The 16,241-nt window shown below is 70.6% G+C and carries 17 protein-coding genes; 8 read left to right on the plus strand and 9 right to left on the minus strand.

Annotated elements, in window-relative coordinates; genetic code table 11:
* The first annotated feature begins 54 nt into the window (after nt 1-54).
* Complete coding sequence (locus ACQHIV_RS28235; RefSeq protein ID WP_427886686.1) at nt 55-2,649, plus strand: Tex family protein; 2,595 nt, start codon at nt 55-57, stop codon at nt 2,647-2,649.
* A gap of 383 nt (nt 2,650-3,032) precedes the next feature.
* Complete coding sequence (locus ACQHIV_RS28240; protein ID WP_427886687.1) at nt 3,033-3,581, plus strand: dihydrofolate reductase family protein; 549 nt, start codon at nt 3,033-3,035, stop codon at nt 3,579-3,581.
* On the opposite strand, the gene ACQHIV_RS28245 is transcribed toward ACQHIV_RS28240, so the two are convergent.
* The gene (locus ACQHIV_RS28245) at nt 3,548-5,116 is read right to left on the minus strand and encodes a carboxylesterase/lipase family protein (protein WP_427886688.1); all 1,569 of its coding nucleotides are present in this window, start codon (nt 5,114-5,116) and stop codon (nt 3,548-3,550) included. The genes ACQHIV_RS28240 and ACQHIV_RS28245 overlap by 34 nt on opposite strands.
* Before the next feature lie 92 nt (nt 5,117-5,208).
* Here ACQHIV_RS28245 and ACQHIV_RS28250 point away from each other — a divergent pair, with 92 nt between their 5' ends.
* Nucleotides 5,209-5,760, plus strand: a complete 552-nt coding sequence (locus ACQHIV_RS28250; RefSeq protein WP_427886690.1) for a TetR/AcrR family transcriptional regulator — start codon at nt 5,209-5,211, stop codon at nt 5,758-5,760.
* Here ACQHIV_RS28250 and ACQHIV_RS28255 read toward each other — a convergent pair.
* The 4 genes from ACQHIV_RS28255 to ACQHIV_RS28270 all read right to left on the minus strand — a co-directional run bounded on the left by ACQHIV_RS28255 (nt 5,757) and on the right by ACQHIV_RS28270 (nt 8,569).
* Nucleotides 5,757-6,761 carry a hypothetical protein gene (locus tag ACQHIV_RS28255; protein ID WP_427886692.1) on the minus strand — a complete coding sequence of 335 codons (1,005 nt, stop codon included), beginning with the start codon at nt 6,759-6,761 and terminating at the stop codon, nt 5,757-5,759. The two genes, ACQHIV_RS28250 and ACQHIV_RS28255, sit on opposite strands and share 4 nt — an antisense overlap.
* An 11-nt stretch (nt 6,762-6,772) precedes the next feature.
* On the minus strand, nt 6,773-7,291 hold the full coding sequence (locus ACQHIV_RS28260; protein ID WP_427886693.1) for a SigE family RNA polymerase sigma factor: 519 nt from the start codon (nt 7,289-7,291) through the stop codon (nt 6,773-6,775).
* A 72-nt stretch (nt 7,292-7,363) separates the two neighbouring features.
* The gene (locus tag ACQHIV_RS28265; RefSeq protein ID WP_427886695.1) at nt 7,364-8,140 is read right to left on the minus strand and encodes a GNAT family N-acetyltransferase; all 777 of its coding nucleotides are present in this window, start codon (nt 8,138-8,140) and stop codon (nt 7,364-7,366) included.
* Between the two features lie 15 nt (nt 8,141-8,155).
* Nucleotides 8,156-8,569, minus strand: coding sequence for a helix-turn-helix domain-containing protein (locus ACQHIV_RS28270; RefSeq protein WP_427886697.1), 414 nt, complete (start codon nt 8,567-8,569; stop codon nt 8,156-8,158).
* A gap of 62 nt (nt 8,570-8,631) precedes the next feature.
* Between ACQHIV_RS28270 and ACQHIV_RS28275 the strand changes: the two genes are divergently transcribed.
* The gene (locus tag ACQHIV_RS28275) at nt 8,632-9,831 is read left to right on the plus strand and encodes an MFS transporter (RefSeq protein WP_427886699.1); all 1,200 of its coding nucleotides are present in this window, start codon (nt 8,632-8,634) and stop codon (nt 9,829-9,831) included.
* Here ACQHIV_RS28275 and ACQHIV_RS28280 read toward each other — a convergent pair.
* Nucleotides 9,797-10,204 (minus strand): winged helix-turn-helix transcriptional regulator, encoded by a 408-nt coding sequence (locus ACQHIV_RS28280; RefSeq protein WP_427886701.1) that lies wholly within the window; start codon nt 10,202-10,204, stop codon nt 9,797-9,799. The genes ACQHIV_RS28275 and ACQHIV_RS28280 overlap by 35 nt on opposite strands.
* A gap of 64 nt (nt 10,205-10,268) precedes the next feature.
* Here ACQHIV_RS28280 and ACQHIV_RS28285 point away from each other — a divergent pair, with 64 nt between their 5' ends.
* The 3 genes from ACQHIV_RS28285 (at nt 10,269) to ACQHIV_RS28295 (ending at nt 12,416) form a co-directional block, all read left to right on the plus strand.
* The gene (locus tag ACQHIV_RS28285; RefSeq protein ID WP_427886703.1) at nt 10,269-11,639 is read left to right on the plus strand and encodes an MFS transporter; all 1,371 of its coding nucleotides are present in this window, start codon (nt 10,269-10,271) and stop codon (nt 11,637-11,639) included.
* Nucleotides 11,640-11,916: 277 nt separating this feature from the next.
* On the plus strand, nt 11,917-12,096 hold the full coding sequence (locus ACQHIV_RS28290; RefSeq protein ID WP_380190534.1) for a hypothetical protein: 180 nt from the start codon (nt 11,917-11,919) through the stop codon (nt 12,094-12,096).
* Nucleotides 12,093-12,416, plus strand: a complete 324-nt coding sequence (locus ACQHIV_RS28295; RefSeq protein ID WP_427886705.1) for a hypothetical protein — start codon at nt 12,093-12,095, stop codon at nt 12,414-12,416. The genes ACQHIV_RS28290 and ACQHIV_RS28295 overlap by 4 nt, the downstream gene beginning before the upstream one ends.
* Before the next feature lie 206 nt (nt 12,417-12,622).
* On the opposite strand, the gene ACQHIV_RS28300 is transcribed toward ACQHIV_RS28295, so the two are convergent.
* Both ACQHIV_RS28300 and ACQHIV_RS28305 read right to left on the minus strand, forming a co-directional pair.
* On the minus strand, nt 12,623-13,375 hold the full coding sequence (locus tag ACQHIV_RS28300) for a hypothetical protein (RefSeq protein WP_427886707.1): 753 nt from the start codon (nt 13,373-13,375) through the stop codon (nt 12,623-12,625).
* A 405-nt stretch (nt 13,376-13,780) separates the two neighbouring features.
* Nucleotides 13,781-14,572 carry a methyltransferase domain-containing protein gene (locus ACQHIV_RS28305; RefSeq protein WP_427886709.1) on the minus strand — a complete coding sequence of 264 codons (792 nt, stop codon included), beginning with the start codon at nt 14,570-14,572 and terminating at the stop codon, nt 13,781-13,783.
* Nucleotides 14,573-14,660: 88 nt separating this feature from the next.
* Here ACQHIV_RS28305 and ACQHIV_RS28310 point away from each other — a divergent pair, with 88 nt between their 5' ends.
* A complete protein-coding gene (locus tag ACQHIV_RS28310) occupies nt 14,661-15,518 on the plus strand; it encodes an aminoglycoside phosphotransferase family protein (protein ID WP_427886711.1) in 858 nt (285 codons plus the stop codon).
* On the opposite strand, the gene ACQHIV_RS28315 is transcribed toward ACQHIV_RS28310, so the two are convergent.
* The gene (locus tag ACQHIV_RS28315) at nt 15,499-16,236 is read right to left on the minus strand and encodes a phytanoyl-CoA dioxygenase family protein (protein WP_427886712.1); all 738 of its coding nucleotides are present in this window, start codon (nt 16,234-16,236) and stop codon (nt 15,499-15,501) included. The genes ACQHIV_RS28310 and ACQHIV_RS28315 overlap by 20 nt on opposite strands.
* Nucleotides 16,237-16,241: the final 5 nt, after the last annotated feature.

A 16,241-nucleotide genomic window follows, 5' to 3' on the forward strand; every position in this document is an offset into this window, starting at 1 on the left:
GGCCGGGGCAGAATGCTCGGTGGTTGGTGGACGTAGAGGGGAACGGACGTGGTCGTGCAGTCGATCGAGCAGCGGATCGCCGGCGAGTTGGAGGTCGGGGAGAACCAGGTGCGGGCAGCGGTGGCGCTGCTGGACGAGGGCTCGACGGTCCCGTTCATCGCGCGGTACCGCAAAGAGGTCACCGGGATGCTGGACGACGCCCAGCTGCGGACCCTCGAGGAACGCTTGCGGTACCTGCGGGAGCTGGAGGAACGCCGGCAGACGGTGCTGGAGTCCGTCAACAGCCAGGGCAAGCTAGACGACGCGCTGAAGGAGCAGATCCTCGCCGCGGACACCAAGTCCCGGCTGGAGGACATCTACCTGCCGTTCAAGCCGAAGCGCCGGACGAAGGCGATGATCGCCCGGGAGAACGGTCTCGAGCCGCTCGCCGACGGGCTGATGGCGGACCCGGACGTCGAGCCGATCGCGGCCGCCGCGGTGTTCGTGAACGCCGAGGTCCCCGACCCGCAGGCGGCGCTCGACGGTGCCCGGTCGATCCTGGTCGAGCGGTTCGCCGAGGACGCCGACCTGATCGGTGAGCTCCGCGAGCGGCTGTGGGAGCAGGGCCGGCTGGCGTCCGCCGTACGGGAGGGCAAGGAGACCGACGGCGCCAAGTTCTCGGACTACTTCGAGTTCGACGAGCCGTTCACGAAGATGCCGTCGCACCGGATCCTGGCGCTGTTCCGTGGCGAGAAGGAGGACGTACTGACGATCTCCGTCGAGCCGCTGCCGGCCGGCGTCGAGGTCGACGGGCCGACGGAGTACGAGACGACCATCGCCCGCAAGGTCGGCATCGAGAACCAGGGCCGCCCGGCCGACAAGTGGCTGGTGGAGACGGTCCGCTGGGCGTGGCGGACGAAGATCCTGGTGCACCTGGGCATCGACCTGCGGATGCGGTTGCGGCAGGTCGCCGAGGACGAGGCGATCCGGGTGTTCGCGTCGAACCTGCGCGACCTGCTGCTGGCCGCCCCGGCCGGTACGCGGGCGACGATGGGCCTCGACCCGGGCTTCCGGACCGGCGTGAAGGTCGCCGTCGTGGACGCCACCGGCAAGGTCGTGAACACCGGCGTCATCTACCCGCACGTCCCGCAGAACCAATGGGACAAGTCGATCGCCACGCTCGCCGCGCTGGCGGCCGCGCACAACGTCGAGCTGATTGCCATCGGCAACGGTACGGCGTCCCGCGAGACCGACAAGCTGGCCGCCGAGCTGATCGCGAAGCACCCCGAGCTCAAGCTCACCAAGGCGGTCGTCAGCGAGGCCGGCGCGTCGGTGTACTCGGCGTCCGCGTTCGCGTCCCAGGAGCTGCCCGGGATGGACGTGTCGCTGCGCGGCGCGGTCTCGATCGCGCGCCGGCTGCAGGACCCGCTGGCTGAGCTGGTGAAGATCGACCCGAAGTCGATCGGCGTCGGGCAGTACCAGCACGACCTCCCGGAGAACTCGCTGTCCCGTTCGCTGGACGCGGTCGTCGAGGACTGTGTGAACGCGGTCGGCGTCGACCTGAACACGGCGTCCGCGCCGCTGCTCACCCGGGTCTCCGGCATCACCCCCGGCCTGGCCGACAACATCGTCCAGCACCGCGACGTGAACGGCCCGTTCAGCTCCCGTACGGCGCTCCGCGAGGTGGCGCGGCTCGGCCCGAAGGCGTTCGAGCAGGCGGCCGGGTTCCTCCGGATCCCCGACGGCGACGACCCGCTCGACGCGTCCAGCGTGCACCCGGAGGCGTATCCCGTCGTACGGCGGATCCTGGACGCGACCGGGTCGGACGTGAAGGCGCTGATCGGGTCCGCGGAGCTGAAGCGGCTGAAGGCGGCGGACTTCGTCGACGACATGTTCGGGCTGCCGACCGTGACCGACATCCTGGCCGAGCTGGAGAAGCCCGGGCGGGACCCGCGGCCGGCGTTCAAGACCGCGGTGTTCGCGGAGGGTGTGGACAAGATCGCGGACCTGAAGCCGGGGATGCGGCTCGAGGGTCAGGTCACCAACGTGGCGGCGTTCGGTGCGTTCATCGACATCGGTGTGCACCAGGACGGGCTGGCGCATGTGTCGGCGCTGTCGAAGAACTTCGTGAAGGAGCCGAGCGAGGTCGTCAAGGTCGGGGACATCGTGACGGTCAAGGTTCTGGAGGTCGACATTCCGCGGCAGCGGATCTCGCTGACGCTGCGGTTGGACGACGAGGTCGGCGTCTCTGGTGGTCGCGGCGGTCAGAACCGCGGAAACCAAGGCGCGGGTCAGGGCGGCGCCCGCGGTGGTCAGGGGCAGGGGCGCGGTCAAGGCGGCCAGGGCCGTGGTCCGGGTGGCGGCGCAGGTCAGGGCCGCGGTCCGGGCGGCGGCGGTCAAGGCGGCCAGGGTCGTGGGCCAGGCGGCGGTGGCGCGGGCGGCCAGGGTCGCGGGTCAGGCGGCGGTCAGGGGCGTGGGCCGGGCGGCGGTGGCGCGGGCGGCCAGGGTCGCGGGTCAGGCGGCGGTCAGGGGCGTGGGCCGGGCGGCGGTGGTCAGGGGCGCGGCGGGTCCGGCGGTCAGGGCAACCGCGGCGGCCGGCAGGCCGACACCCCGATGGACGAAACCTCACTCGCCGACGCCTTCCGCAAGGCCGGCTTCACGGTCCGCTGACGTCGAAGGGCGCGGACGGGGTCAGGCGGCCAGGGCCTCCGGCGGCGGTCAAGGCGGCCAGGCGGGGCTCGGGCGGTGGTCGTCAAGGCTGTGTGGGTCCCGCGGTCCGGGACACGGTGGGTCTGACGGTCAAGGCGGTCAGAGGCCGGGCTCGGGCGGTGGTCGTCGGGCGCGCGGTGGGTCCGGCGGTCAGAGGCGCGGCGGGTCTGGTGGTCAGGGCAATCGGGGTGGGTGGGCGTCGTGCCGATCGGCGTCGTGCCGATGGGCCGATGGATGAGGGCTCGCTTGCCGATGCGGTCCGGGGGCCGGATTTGTGGTGCGGTGATGTCGAAGGGGGGCGGCCGGGTCCGACGTAGCGGGTAGATCTTGCGAGGAGGAGCCTGATGCGCGACCTGGTTGTTACTCAGAACGTCACCGTCGACGGTGTGATCGAGGCAGGGGACTGGTTCGGTCCGGCTGATGGTGGGACGGAGGTACTCGCGGAGCTTCGTGAGCAGATGGCGCGGGCGGACGGGTTCCTCACCGGGCGGGTGACGTTCGAGCAGTTGCGCGGCTACTGGCCGGCGCAGACGGACGACCCGACCGGGATCTCGACGTACCTCAACACAGTGCAGAAGTACGTCGTGAGCTCGACGCTGCAGGATCCGGGCTGGACGCCGACGACCGTACTGCGCGGCCTGGACGACGTACGCCGCCTCAAGGAGACCGCCGGCGGCGAGATCGTCTGCACCGGGAGCATCGACCTGACCCACCAGTTGATCGCCGCCGGTCTCGTCGACGAGTACCGCCTTTTCGTCTACCCGACCGCTGTCGCGACCGGCCGCCGCCTCTTCCCCGAAGCACAACAACTGAGCTTGCTGAGCTGCAGGTCGTTCCCGAGCGGCGTCACGCTGCTGACCTACCGGAGGACGGTGCGCCAGAAACCGCACTGATGCTCGCGGTCGAGGTCGGTCGGCGCGATGCCGTCCGGGCCGCCCGCGAGTGACAGGACAGTGCCGTGCCGGTACGCCGGCCAACGCGGCAGCCCCGGCCCGTTCGGGTCACCCGTGGCGGCGAAATGCGCCAGGTACGCCACCATGCTCCGGGCGAGTGCCCGCTGCTCCGGGGTGTGCGGGTGCGTCGGCGAGAACGTGCCGTCGAAAAGGTACTGCGTATCGCTGCCGTGCGGCGCCCCGAGCGGGAACGGCATCCCGTGTACCGGCCCGCTGTCCTCGGCGAACTCGTACGCATACACCGGACCGCTGCGGGCCATCCCGTCGTCGGCGGGCAGCATCGAACACGACCCGAGCTTCCCGCCCCAGTCGCTGAGCACCCGGTACAGCGCCTCGCCCGGGCTCGGGTAGCGGCCGACCGGATACCTGCGCAGTACGGCGGCGCCGTCGGAGCCGAACAGCTCTTGTACTGCGGCGGCGTACTGATCCGCCGTGAGCGGGCGTTCGGTGCCGTGGTTCAACGCCACGAAGATCGACATCTCGTCGCGCGTACCGCCGTGGACGAACGGCACCCGAGCTGCCGTGCCGTCCTGGATCGCGGCGATCGGCTGCTCCGGCAGCAACGCAGTCCCGGCAACCGGCAGCCACGGCAGCGCGCTGATCGGAGCGGTGTCGGTGAACACCTTGTCCGCACCGAGCCGGACGAGATCGGCAGCGGGCTTCGAGCGCAGGCAGGCGAGGTCACCGGGCGCACAGCCGAGCGCGGCGGCGGCGTCCGTACCGCGACGTTCCGCCTCAGGCCGGGTGACCAGCGGGTTGCCGCACGGACCGCTCTGCGCGACGGCCTTGTCGAACAGCCCGCGGGAGGCGGGTGCCGCCAGGTGCGCGCAGACGCTGAATCCACCGGCCGACTGGCCGGCAACCGTGACGTTGTGCGGATCGCCGCCGAATGCCGCGATGTCACGGCGTATCCATCGCAGCGCCGCCTGCTGGTCGGCGAGACCGTAGGTGCCCGCGGCCCGGTCCTCGGCGGCCAGCGCCGGAGACCGGAGGAACCCCAACGCTCCCAGGCGGTAGTTCAGCGTGACCACGACGACGCCGCCCTGGGTGACGAGTCGCGTCGGGTCGTACTGGCTGCCGGCGCCGGTCACGAACCCTCCGCCGGGGATCCACACGACGACCGGCAGCCGGCTCCCGACGCGGGCGGGTGCCCAGACGTTGAGGTTCAGGCAGTCCTCCTGGCCCGTCACACCACTGCCGTCCGGGGCGAACTGTGGGCAGCTCGGCCCGGGTCGGGTCGCGTCCCTGACACCGGGCCAGTGCGGTGCCGGCCGCGGCGATCGCCAGCGCAGCGGGCCGACGGGCGGTGCAGCGTACGGGATGCCGAGGTACTCGCGATGGTCATCGGCGACCGTTCCGCGGACGAGTCCGGCGGTGGTGCGTACGACCGTGGTGGCATCCGCGGGCACTGCGATCTGGGACGAGACGGCCACGGCGAGCCCGCCGACCGCGGCGAAGAGGCGACGAAGGTCCATGCCGTGAGCCTGCCGCGCGCTCCACCGGCGTGGCGTCCGCCACTGGGCGGCTTGCCCGGTACGCCCGACGTAGTACGGCTAACCTTGACAGGGTGTCAGAGAACGAGCCGGTACGTCGGCGTCGCGCGGACGCGGAGCGCAGTCGTTCGGCGATCCTGGCCGCGGCGCTCGAGCTGCTCGACGAGCACCCGGACGCCGGGCTGGAGCGGATCGCCGAGGCCGCGCACGTCACCCGGCAGACCGTGTACGCGCACTTCCCGTCCCGCGACGCGCTGCTGAACGCCGTACTCGGCGAGCTCACCGCGGAGACGCTGCGGGCCGTCGACGACCTGGACCTCGATCACGGTTCGGCGTTCGGCAACACGCTCGGGCTGATCGACCTGGCCTGGCGGACGTTCGAACGGCACCCGCTGCTGCTGCACGTACCGGCCGGCCACGACCCGGTGGCGGAGCGCCTCGAGCAGCTGATCCGCCGCGGCCAGCGCGAAGGCGAGATCACCCGCGAACTGCCGGTGCACTGGCTGGCCAGCACGCTGATCTCCCTCGGCCGCACGGCCGGCGACTCGGTCGCCGCCGGCCGCCTCACCGCCCGGGCGGCCTACAAGACGCTGCACACCACACTCACCCGGATCCCGCAGCCCTAGTGGTTGACGACCTTCAGGACGTTCCCGTGCTTGTCGTACGCGGTGAGCTTCGCGTCCGGGAGGCCTTGCTTGTTGCCGTTCAGCCAGGCCACGGCGTACCAGCCGTCGGTGACCGGGATGTCGTGCTTGCCGCCGGCGACCGGCTCGATCCGGATCCTGGCGATGTTCGACGCGACCCGGCCGCTGTCCAGGTACGCCCAGCCCGGGCAGGGCTTGATCGTCGCGCACTGCTGACCACCGGGCAGGTCGAAGTTCTGGTCGAACGGCTGCGGAGTGAGCGTCGCGACCGGGTAGATTCCCGACCCGGACTCCGCGGCCGGCGTCCACTTCGTCCTCAGCTGACACTCGGCGACCAGCCGGCCGGACGGCGACAGCGCGATCAGGGACGCACCAGCCCCCGGCTGCGTCTCGCGGGCGACGACCTTCCACTTGGTGAGGTCACTCCAGAACTGCACCGAGCAGTTGCGGAGCTGCCCTGCCTCGGTCGTCGGCAGCGGGTCCTGCTGCGCGGCCGCGATCAGCGCGGCCGACGGCCGGTCGCCGCCGGGAATCGTGCACAGCGAGGCGGCGGCGGGATCACCGGTCGTCAGTTGCCGCATGACGGTCATCGTCGTCCGCCACGGAAAGTTCGCCCGGAAGGGCTGGTGGTACTGCGGATACCTGACCTCGCACAGCCGCATCGCGTCGGCCTTCGACAGCTTCAGGCCGATCCCGGCCTCGCCGCGCGGGACGCCCGGTACGGCCGTGAAGTCAGCCTGCTTGGCCGTCGTCGCCGGCGTCCGTGGGCCGCTGACCGCAGGCTGGTCGGAGGCCGTACCGGCGTGCGGCAGCAGGCTCGCCGCGACGGCGACCGCCGCGACGCCCACGATGCCGCCGCCGGCCGACAGCAGCCTGCGCCGGCGACGGCTGCGCCGGCCGCGGGTCAGTAGGTCGTGCCCGTCGATCGGGTCCAGCGGGTCGGTGTTCGCCAGCCGCCGGAGTTCGGCGCCGATGTCGTCCATCTCGTTCTCCTTCACCGGGTCCGGCCGATCTGCCGGTTCCGATCGATGGCGTTCCGGAGAGTCTCGAGACCGCGGGCCGACTGGCTGCGCACCGTACCCGCCGAGCACCCGAGGATCGCGGCGGTCTGCTCGACCGACAGGTCCTCGTAGTACCGGAGCACGACGCAGGCGCGCTGCCGGGGTGCGAGCGATCCGAGCGCGGTCAGCAGCTCGTCACGCTCGGCCTGATCGCCGGCGAGGTCCGCGTGGTCGCCCGGCCGGACCCGGTCGGTCGACAGGTCAGCGGTCGGCACTTCCCGGCGCCAGGAGCGCCGGCCGCTGTCCAGGGCCGTGTTGACGACGATCCGCCGCGCGTACGCCAGCGGATTGCCCTGCCGGTCCACTTTCGTCCACGACCGGTAGAGCTTGACCAGCGATTCCTGTACGACGTCGTCGGCCCGGTGCCAGTCCCCGCACACCAGGAACGCGGTACGGCGTAACGCACCGCCCGCCGCTGCCACGAACTCGACATACTCCTGGTCCCGGTCCACCCGTCGTCCTCCCGCTCTCCGCTTGTCCCCCTCGATACGAGCCGGGGAGGCCGCGGCGTTGCATCGGGCCGGTCAGCGGAGGTCGGCGAGGTGCCCGCCCGGGTCGCCGAGGTGCACGGCGGTTGCCTTCGGCGCGTAGCCGAGCCGGCGGTACACGCGGTCCGCGCCGTCGTCGCCCGGGGTCAGCCAGGCGAGCGTCGCGCCGCCGAGCTCGAACGCCTTCGCGGTCGCGTACGCCGTCGCGATACCGCCGTACCCGCGGCGCCGGTGGCTGTGGACGGTGCCGACGCCGGCGACCTCGGTGACCGCGTCCGCGACCGCGGTCCAGGCGGCGGTGGCGACCGGTACGTCGTCGACGTACACGAGGACCGCGCCGCCGTCGACCGGGTCGGGCTTGAACGCGAAGCCGGAGTCGGGCATCTCGTACGCCTCCGAGGACACCGCGTCGGCAACCTTCTGGTCGCTCTCGGACGCGACAACCCGCACGGTCACGCCGTTCGGCAGGTCGGGGAGGATCAGGTCGGCGGGCTCGACGACGAGGAGCGGCAGGCGGGAGACGATCGTCATGCCGTTCGCCTCGAGGGCCTCGGCCAGGCCGGGGTTCGCCTCCTCGACCAGCTCCGCGCTCAGCCAGCGCCCCTCGGCCGCGAACGCCTGGCGGATCGTCTCGAGCGCCCACGGGAGGTCGTCCAGGCCGAACGGGTCCCCCGGCTCGGCGGCGACCATCGTCGACAGGTACCAGTCGTCCCGGTCGTGCAGCATCCCTGCCAACGGCCCCGCGACAATCTGCCGCCGCGACCGTCCCAGCCCCTCTACCTGCGCCCGCGCGATCCGCGCCCCGATCTCCACACCGCGGACCCTACGTCAGCCGAGTTCCGGCTGGCTGAGCTGGACGAGATCCAGGAGGCGGTTCAGGTCTGCGGAGGTGGGTGGATGGCCGAGGAGGGACTGGAGGGTGTCGAGGGTAGTGATGAGGTCTCGCCGGGCCGTGGCGTGGGAGCGGCCCAGGGATTTGAGGACCTTGCCGGCTCGGTCGGAGGCTGCGACCAGGTCCGCGGCGACGGACGGAGGTGGGGCGGGCTCCTCGTCGTCGATGCGGACTTCGAGGCGGGCGCCGAGCGCCGTCGCCAGGCGGTCGAGGGCGGCGAGGGTGGGATTGCCGCGGCCGTTCTCCAGGTTCGCGATGTACGGGACCGACAGCCCCGCGTCGACCGCCACCGACGCGATGGTCCGGCCGGCGGCCTTCCGGCGGTCCCGCAGTACGTCGCCAAGCTCCATGCGACCTATTCTCACAAAACAGTCTTGCCGATGTCTATCTCCTCAAGATAGATTCTCGAGCCGTGAGGAACCGAGACTTCCGACGGCTCTGGCTCAGCGGCGCCGTCTCCGGCATCGGATCGTGGCTGCTGGTGGTCGCGATCCCGGTGTACGTCTTCACGCTCACCGGCTCCACCGTCGCCACCGGCCTGACCCTGGCCCTCGAAGCACTCCCCGCCCTGCTCATCGGCCCCTGGGCCGGCGTACTCCTCGACCGCTGGGACCTCGCCCGTGCGATGTGGATCGCCGATCTCGTCAGCGCCGGCACGGTCGCGCTGATCCTGTTCGCGGACCGCGACCACGTCTGGCTCATCTATCTCGCGATCCTGCTGGAAAACACCGCGACCACGGTCTTCCGGCCGGCCGCCCGAGCGCTGCTCCCGGCCGTCGTCGGCACCGGCGACGAACTGGCCGCGGCCAACGCCCTGAACGCCGTCACCGGCAGCGTCCTCCGCCTGGCCGCGCCACCGCTCGGCGCCCTGCTCCTCGCCGGCCCCGGGATCGAGTTCGTCCTGGCGCTCGACATCGTCAGCTACCTCGTATCCGCAGCCGTGATCGCCACCGTCCGCACCCGCCGCCACGCGACCACCGCCGTACCGCCACGCCCCCTCGAAGGTCTCCGCGCCGCCGTCGAACACCGCGCGCTCCGCGGCATCCTGATCGGCCAAACCGTCTTCCTGACCGCGAACGCCGGCCTCACCGCCCTGCTGGTCCCGTTCACCGTCGACCGCCTGCACGCACCCGGGTACGTCGTCGGCTACCTGATCTCCGGCCTCGGCGCCGGGTACCTCGTCGGCGCCGCCCTCAGCACCCGCGCCGCCCGCCTGCTCGGCATCCGCGAACTCCTGACAGTCACCCAGCTTGCCAGCGCCGCGGCGTACTTCGCCCTCTTCAACGCCCCGAGCGTCCCGATCGCCGTCGCCGCCGCGGTGCTGATCGGCTTCCCGGGCAGCATCCTGCTGATCACCGCCGGTACGACGATCCAGCGCGCGGCCCCGTCTGCGGTACTGGCCAGCGTCGGCGCGATCTTCTTCGCCGCGGACTCGCTGGCGTTGCTGCTCGGCGGGCTGGTCGCGCCCGCGATCACGCTCGCGATCGGCCTGCCGACCACGCTGAACCTGCTGGCGGCGCTGGCGGTCGGCGCGGCCGGGCTGACGCTGATCGTCGTACCTCGGCACCCGGCAAGCTTCACGAGACCGCGTCGTACCTCGCCCGAGCCGTAGCGATCTCCGCCTGATGGGTCTCGGTCCAGGTGACGAGCGACTGGATCGTCGCATGCAACGTCACGCCGAGCGGCGTGAGCTCGTAGTCGACCCGTGGCGGCACGACCGGGTGGACCGTCCGGCTGACCAGTCCGTCACGTTCCAGCTGCCGGAGCGTGACCGTCAGCATCCGTTGGCTGATCCCATCGATCGTCTTCTTCAGCTCGGTGAACCGCATGCACCGGTTGTCCAGCAGCGCGATCACCAGGAGCGACCACTTGTCCCCGATCCGATCCAGGATCTGCCGGACGTCGCAGTCCTCCCGGGTGTCCCACTGGAACGCCTCCTCGGTGCAGCAGGAGTGACTCGGTTCCTTTGAAGTGCCTTCTTCCACGATTCCCGATGGTTCCTGATGATGGGGTCAGTTACAAGAGGTAACCATGAAAGGAACCACTCCTGTGTCGTCAACCATCACCCCGGAGCGCCTGACCGGCCGCGCCTGGGCCGTACTCCTCGTCCTCTGCGGCGCGATCTTCCTGGAAGGCATCGACGTCTCGATGATGGGCGTCGCGCTGCCGTCGATCCGGGCCGAGCTCGGCCTGGCCGTCGGCGAACTGCAATGGATCGTCAGCGCCTACGCGCTCAGCTACGGGGGCTTCGTGCTGCTCGGCGGCCGCGCCGCGGACCTGCTCGGCCGGCGCCGGATGTTCGTCAGCTGGCTCGTGGTCTTCCTGTTGTTCAGCGGCCTCGGCGGGTTCGCCACCGAGGGCTGGGTGCTGATCCTCGCCCGCTTCGTCACCGGCATCGCGGCCGCGTTCCTGACCCCGGCCGGGCTGTCCATCATCACCACGACCTACCCAGAGGGACCGCAGCGCAACAAGGCCTTGCTGGTGTACGCCGGTACCGCCGCCGGCGGGTTCTCGCTCGGGATGGTCACCGGCGGACTGCTCTCCGCCGTCAACTGGCGATGGGTGTTCTTCGCGCCGGTGATCGTCGCCGCGGTACTCCTCGCCGGGGCGCTCGTGCTGATCCCCCGCGACACCGCGGTCCGGAACCGCGGCGGCTTCGACCTCGGCGGCGCACTCACCCTGACCGGTTCGATGCTTCTGCTGGTGGCAACCGTCGTCCGCGCACCCGACGTACCGGCGACCCATACGCTGACGACAGCCGCGGCAGGCTTCGTCCTGCTGGCAGTCTTCACGCTCATCGAGCGGCGAGTGTCCACGCCGTTGATCAGACTCGGACTGCTGGGCAACGCCGCCCTGGTCCGAGCGAACCTCGGCGCGGTCCTGCTGGTCGGCTCGTTCACCGGATTCCAGTTCATCGCGGTGCTGTACCTGCGAGAACTCCGCAACTGGTCGGAGCTGGAGACCGGGCTCGCGCTGATGGTGATCGGCATCGACGCCGTCCTCGCGCCAACCCTCACCCCGTGGCTGGTCAGCCGGTACGGCGGCCGGCGGGTGGTCCTCGGCGGATTCGTCCTCGCTGCCATGGCGTACGGCGCGTTCCTGCCGCTGGGGCGGAGCTTCGCCGCGATGCTCCCGGCGTTCCTGCTCCTCGGGATCGCGTTCGCGCTGTCGTACGGCCCGTTGACGATCGCCGCGACCGAACGGGTGGCGGAGGACGAGCAGGGGCTCGCGAGCGGCGTACTGACGACGTCGTTCCAGTTCGGGTCCGCACTCGGTCTGGCCGTGGTGGCCGCGGTCCTGGCCGGCGACCTGACCGCAGACGAGTTCCGCACCGGCCTCACGGTGCCGTTGGCGGCCGCGGTACTCGGAATCCTGGTCGCCGCCGTACCGGTCCGTAAGCAGCTGCGCGCAAAGGGTTAGCAGGACGTCATAGATTTCGCTCCTCGTCGAATAACCCGGGGCGTCTCCGAATCGTTACCGGTAAATAGCTGCAAACATTCTTGACACCTTTCCTGAGGGGTCGGTGACCGTCCGGAGACGGCGTTGACCTGCACGTTCGAAGGTTTCCCTACTCTGCGTCAAGGCTCTGTAAAGGTCCCTACCGAAGTGTTCCGAAGGGCTGTCAGGTTTGGTGTTCTTTATCTCAACGCCGGACAAAGCCGTCCGGGGTGAGACCGAGACTGCCGAAGGAACCGCGATGACCGAGACGCTCGAAGCCCCCGCAACACACCGTCGGGTGCGGGTCTGGTTCGGCGCGCACCCGATCGCGGACCACACCGCCGACGCGGAGCAGGCAGTGCAGTACGAGGAAGCCATGCGGCGCCGCTTCGCCTCCCTCCGGGTGACGAGCGAGCCGGTGGTGGACGCGGCACGATGACCACCCGGCCGACGCTGCTCGGGTACGTACGGGCCGACGCGCTGAGTTGCGCGGAGGAACTGGCCGCGGCGACGGACTCCCTCGCCGCCTTCGCCAGCGCGGAGGGATTCACCCTCGGCACCGTGTACACCGAGCGCGACTCGGCCGAGTCCGCAGCCTTCCACGCACTGCTCGACGAGGTGAAACGCTCGGACGTCCGGGCGGTCGTCGTACCGACGATGAACCACCTCGGGCTCGGCAACCCCGGCGGCTCTCCGGCCGCGCTGCAGCAGCACCTCGAGTTCCACCACGCGCATGTGTGGGCGGTGGATCCGAGATAACTCCACAGACAAGCGGAGCTGACGTCTTGACCCCTGCATCGGCGTCGGTTCCGCTCTCCACCTCCACAGCTGCACCGGGGATGCCCGGGCGGTAGTGGACCACCAAGGCCCCACCGGCTGCTACCGGTGGGGCCTTGTCGTTGGATTGAAGGGGGTGGGGCCTTGTCGTTGGCCTGGGGACGAGTTGTGAGGGGCTGGGGGCTAGTTCAGGCGACGATCTTGTAGCCGTAGCGTTTCATTTCGTTGGCTACCGCGGTGTTGAAGATGCCGGTGACCTCGAGCTTGAAGTGCAGCTGGACCTTCCGGATCACCCGCTGGAAGTGCAGGTGCCACGGCACCCCCGCCGCCGGCACCGTCTCCGCCTTGGTGATCGCCCCGACCCGCGGATGCGCCGCCCACGCCACCACCCGCGCCCGGTCCGCGCCCCACACCCCGGTCATCGCGTCGTGGGTCCGCGCGTACGCCATCGCCGCCAGCGAGATCGTCGAGTCCGGCACCGGCTCCTTCGGCGGATGCGCCTTGAGATACAGCTCCCACGTCATCCCGTAGTACCCGGGCGGCCCGTCGTCCTTCCCGCGGTTCGCCAGCCCGTTCAGCTTCCGGTGGTACTCCGCCACCTGCACGGCAGCACCCCGCGACAGGTCCTTGTCCCCGACCGCGATCCCGTGCACGTGGTACGGCCAGTTGCCCTGCGCCGGCGTCCGCAGCCAGGCGGCGAACCCAACCTCGCGGAGCGCCTTCACCACCGCGACCCGCTGCGCGGCGCTCTTCGTCCGTACGTCGATGTCGACCGCGCCGCCGCCGTCGTGGGTGCCGGCGGAGGCCTCGACGCCGCCGGCGTTGTACGAGCCCTGCAGGATCGCGAACTTCGAGTGGTACAGCCGCTCGGCGGCCTCGACCATCGCCACGGTGCGCCTGTTCATGGTGAACCCGCGCCAGCTGATCCTTGCCTCAGGCATCTAATTCTCCGGACCCGAGCAGGACCTCGGCGTCGTCGGCCGCGCCGCGCGCCTCCAGTTCGTCCAGCTGGTCTTCGGTCAGCTCGTCGTCGAACACTTCCGGCATGGCGGATCCTCCCCGCGCACCGACCCCCGGTGCGGCGAAATCGGCGTACAGCGTAGGCCGTTGCCGGGTCAGGGACCCTCGAAGGTTTGAGGAATGTGAAGTTTTCCGGCCGTCCAGCGTGCCGGGAGGTGTGCCGGGCCGGAATCTGGGGTACCAGTAGGTGGTCCCGCGGTTCGGTCAGTGCCATTCGGGCATGGGTGGTGTTCACCGAGCCGCGAGTTCTCCCACTGAGGGGCGGGAGAACGACCGGCGCGGCGGGTGTGTCACTCCCAGGATGCACCCGCCGACTCCGGTAACTCTCACAATGCGGACGCGACGAACAGGTAGCGGTTGAGGCTGAAGAAGTAGCTGTCGCCGAGGCCGCGCAGGTCGTTCGCCCAGGCAGCGGTCTCCTCGGCCGTCACGTCGCCGTGCCCGGGGACGAAGTCCGACACGATGTCGATCAGCCCGGCACTGAACGTGCGTTCGTCGTACCCGGTGTTCAGGATCGGCACCACCTGCTGGTGCGTGGGCGTGAATCCGGTCTTCACCAGTACGTCGGCCAAGGTCCGCGGCAGGTGCGGATCCGCCAGGTGGTCCTCGAACGCGGTCAGCACCCGCGCCATCCGCGGATCGTCGTTCGACCGCCACACCACCGAACCCCAGTCGGTGTCCAGCAGTACGACGCGACCCGCCGGCCGCAGCACCCGCCGTACCTCGCGGAGCGCGCCGGCCACGTCCTCGACGTACTCGAAGACCTGGGTGGAGACCACGACGTCGAAGCTCTCCGCCGGGTACGGGATCCGGTCGACCGACGCCTGCTCGAGCTCGACCCCGGGTCCGCCCGGTACGTCGGCGCGGGTGCGCGCGATCGCGAGCATGCTGTCGCTGATGTCGATCCCGCAGATCCGCCCGTCCGGCCCGACCTCGCCGGCCATCTCCGCGGCCAGCAGCCCCGGCCCGACGCCGATGTCCAGCACCCGGTCACCGGGCCGCAACGCCAGCGCGGCCCGCACCGCCTGCCGCTGCTCGACCACGTCCGGCGTCGTGTACACCGCCTCGATCCGCCGGGACACCTGCGCGTCGAACTGCAATCCGTCAACATCAACCATCCCCACATCATGATCCCCGAGCCCGCCGCCGGGGAGGCCAGATCGAAATCGGATGAAATGCCCCGAGATGCCCCGATAAGTTGACGCGATGATCAAGTTGCCGGAGGCGTTCCTGGCGATGCCGCGGTGGTGGACGGAGGGCGGCGAGTGGCTGGAAGGGCTGCCGGCGGCGGTTGACCGGCAGTGTGCGGAGTGGGATCTGACCGTCGTGGGAGCGGTTGCACACGGGTCGAACGCCATCGTCATCCCGGTTGCGCGGGACGGTGCGGAGTTCGTCCTGCGGATGTCGCCGCCGGGTACCGAGGTCGACGAGCAGGTCTGGGCGCTCAACTGGTGGGCAGGCCGGGGCATGGCCCAGCTGTACGACGCCGACGCCGAGGCTGGGGCGATGCTGCTGGAGCGGTTGTCCACGCCCTTGACGAGCCGACCGATCGACGAGGCGGCCGCCGTACTCGGACGGCTGATGCGCCGGCTCGCCGTGCCGGGGCCGGACGACGCGCCGTCGACCGCGGACCTCGTGACGACCTGGACGGCCGAGCTGGAGCCACGGTGGGAGCAGCTCGGCCGACCGTTCGACGTGGCTGTCCTGCGCGAAGCAGTCGACGTCGCCCCGACCGAAACCACGTCGACGCTCGCGGTCAACGGCGACTTCCACTCCGACCAGGTCCTCGCCGGAACCCGGGAGCCGTGGTTGACCGTCGACCCGCTGCTGTACCGCGGCGACATCGAGTTCGATCTCGGCCGGGTGCTGTGGACCCGGCTGGACGAGATGCACGACATCGTCGAGTACTTCGACCTCGCCGTCGCCGAGGCCGCACTCGAGCGGGACCGGGCGCGCGACTGGGTGATCTGGCGGACCGTCGGCTACTGGCTGTGGGGGCTCTCGGTCGGGCTGACCGAAGATCCGGTCCGCTGCGCCCGGTTGATCACCGCGCTCGGTAGATGAACCGGCTGCGCATCATCCGGGGTACGTCGGCCGCGTTCGGCGCGATCGAGTGCAGGATCCACGGATGCGTCAGGTACACGTCACCCGCCTGACCCGTCAGCTCGACGACGCGCACCGGCAGACCGTCCAGGTCCACCGGCTCCATCGGGTCGACCGTACGCTCCTCGGACGTGAGGTTCCGGAACCACGGATCGGACCGCAGCAGCTGGTCACGGACCGCCTTGAACTCGCGCTCCTCGGTCGTGGTCAGGAACCGCTCGAACACCCGGTGCGAGCCCGCGACCTGCGGCGTACCACCGCCTCCTGGACCAACCGAGTCGTAGAACGCCCAGATCTTCACGGCGTGCAACGGCTCCTCGAAGCCCGCGTCCGTGTGCCACTGCCGATGCGGCACCGCCCACGGCACACCCTCCGGCATCGTCACCAGCACCTGTCCCTGGTGCTTCGGCTCCAGCCATTCGCCGAGCAGGCCGTCGAGCGCGGACCGCACCCGCGGCCCGAGGATCGCGTGTGCCCGGCGGTCGAACTTCGTCGTCTTCAGACCGGTCGGCCGCAACACCGTCCACGTCGTCCGGTCGTCCCGGTCCATCCCGTGCCGCTCGGAGAGCTCGCGCCACAGCACGTCGCGCATCCCGGCAGCCTCGTCGACGGAGAACGCGGACGGGATCTTCACGATCCCGTCCCGCTCGAAAATTTCCAGCTCCTCGGTGGTGAGCATGCGTT

The organism is Kribbella polygonati (genome assembly GCF_050320105.1).
In the GTDB taxonomy this organism is placed as follows: Bacteria; Actinomycetota; Actinomycetes; order Propionibacteriales; family Kribbellaceae; genus Kribbella.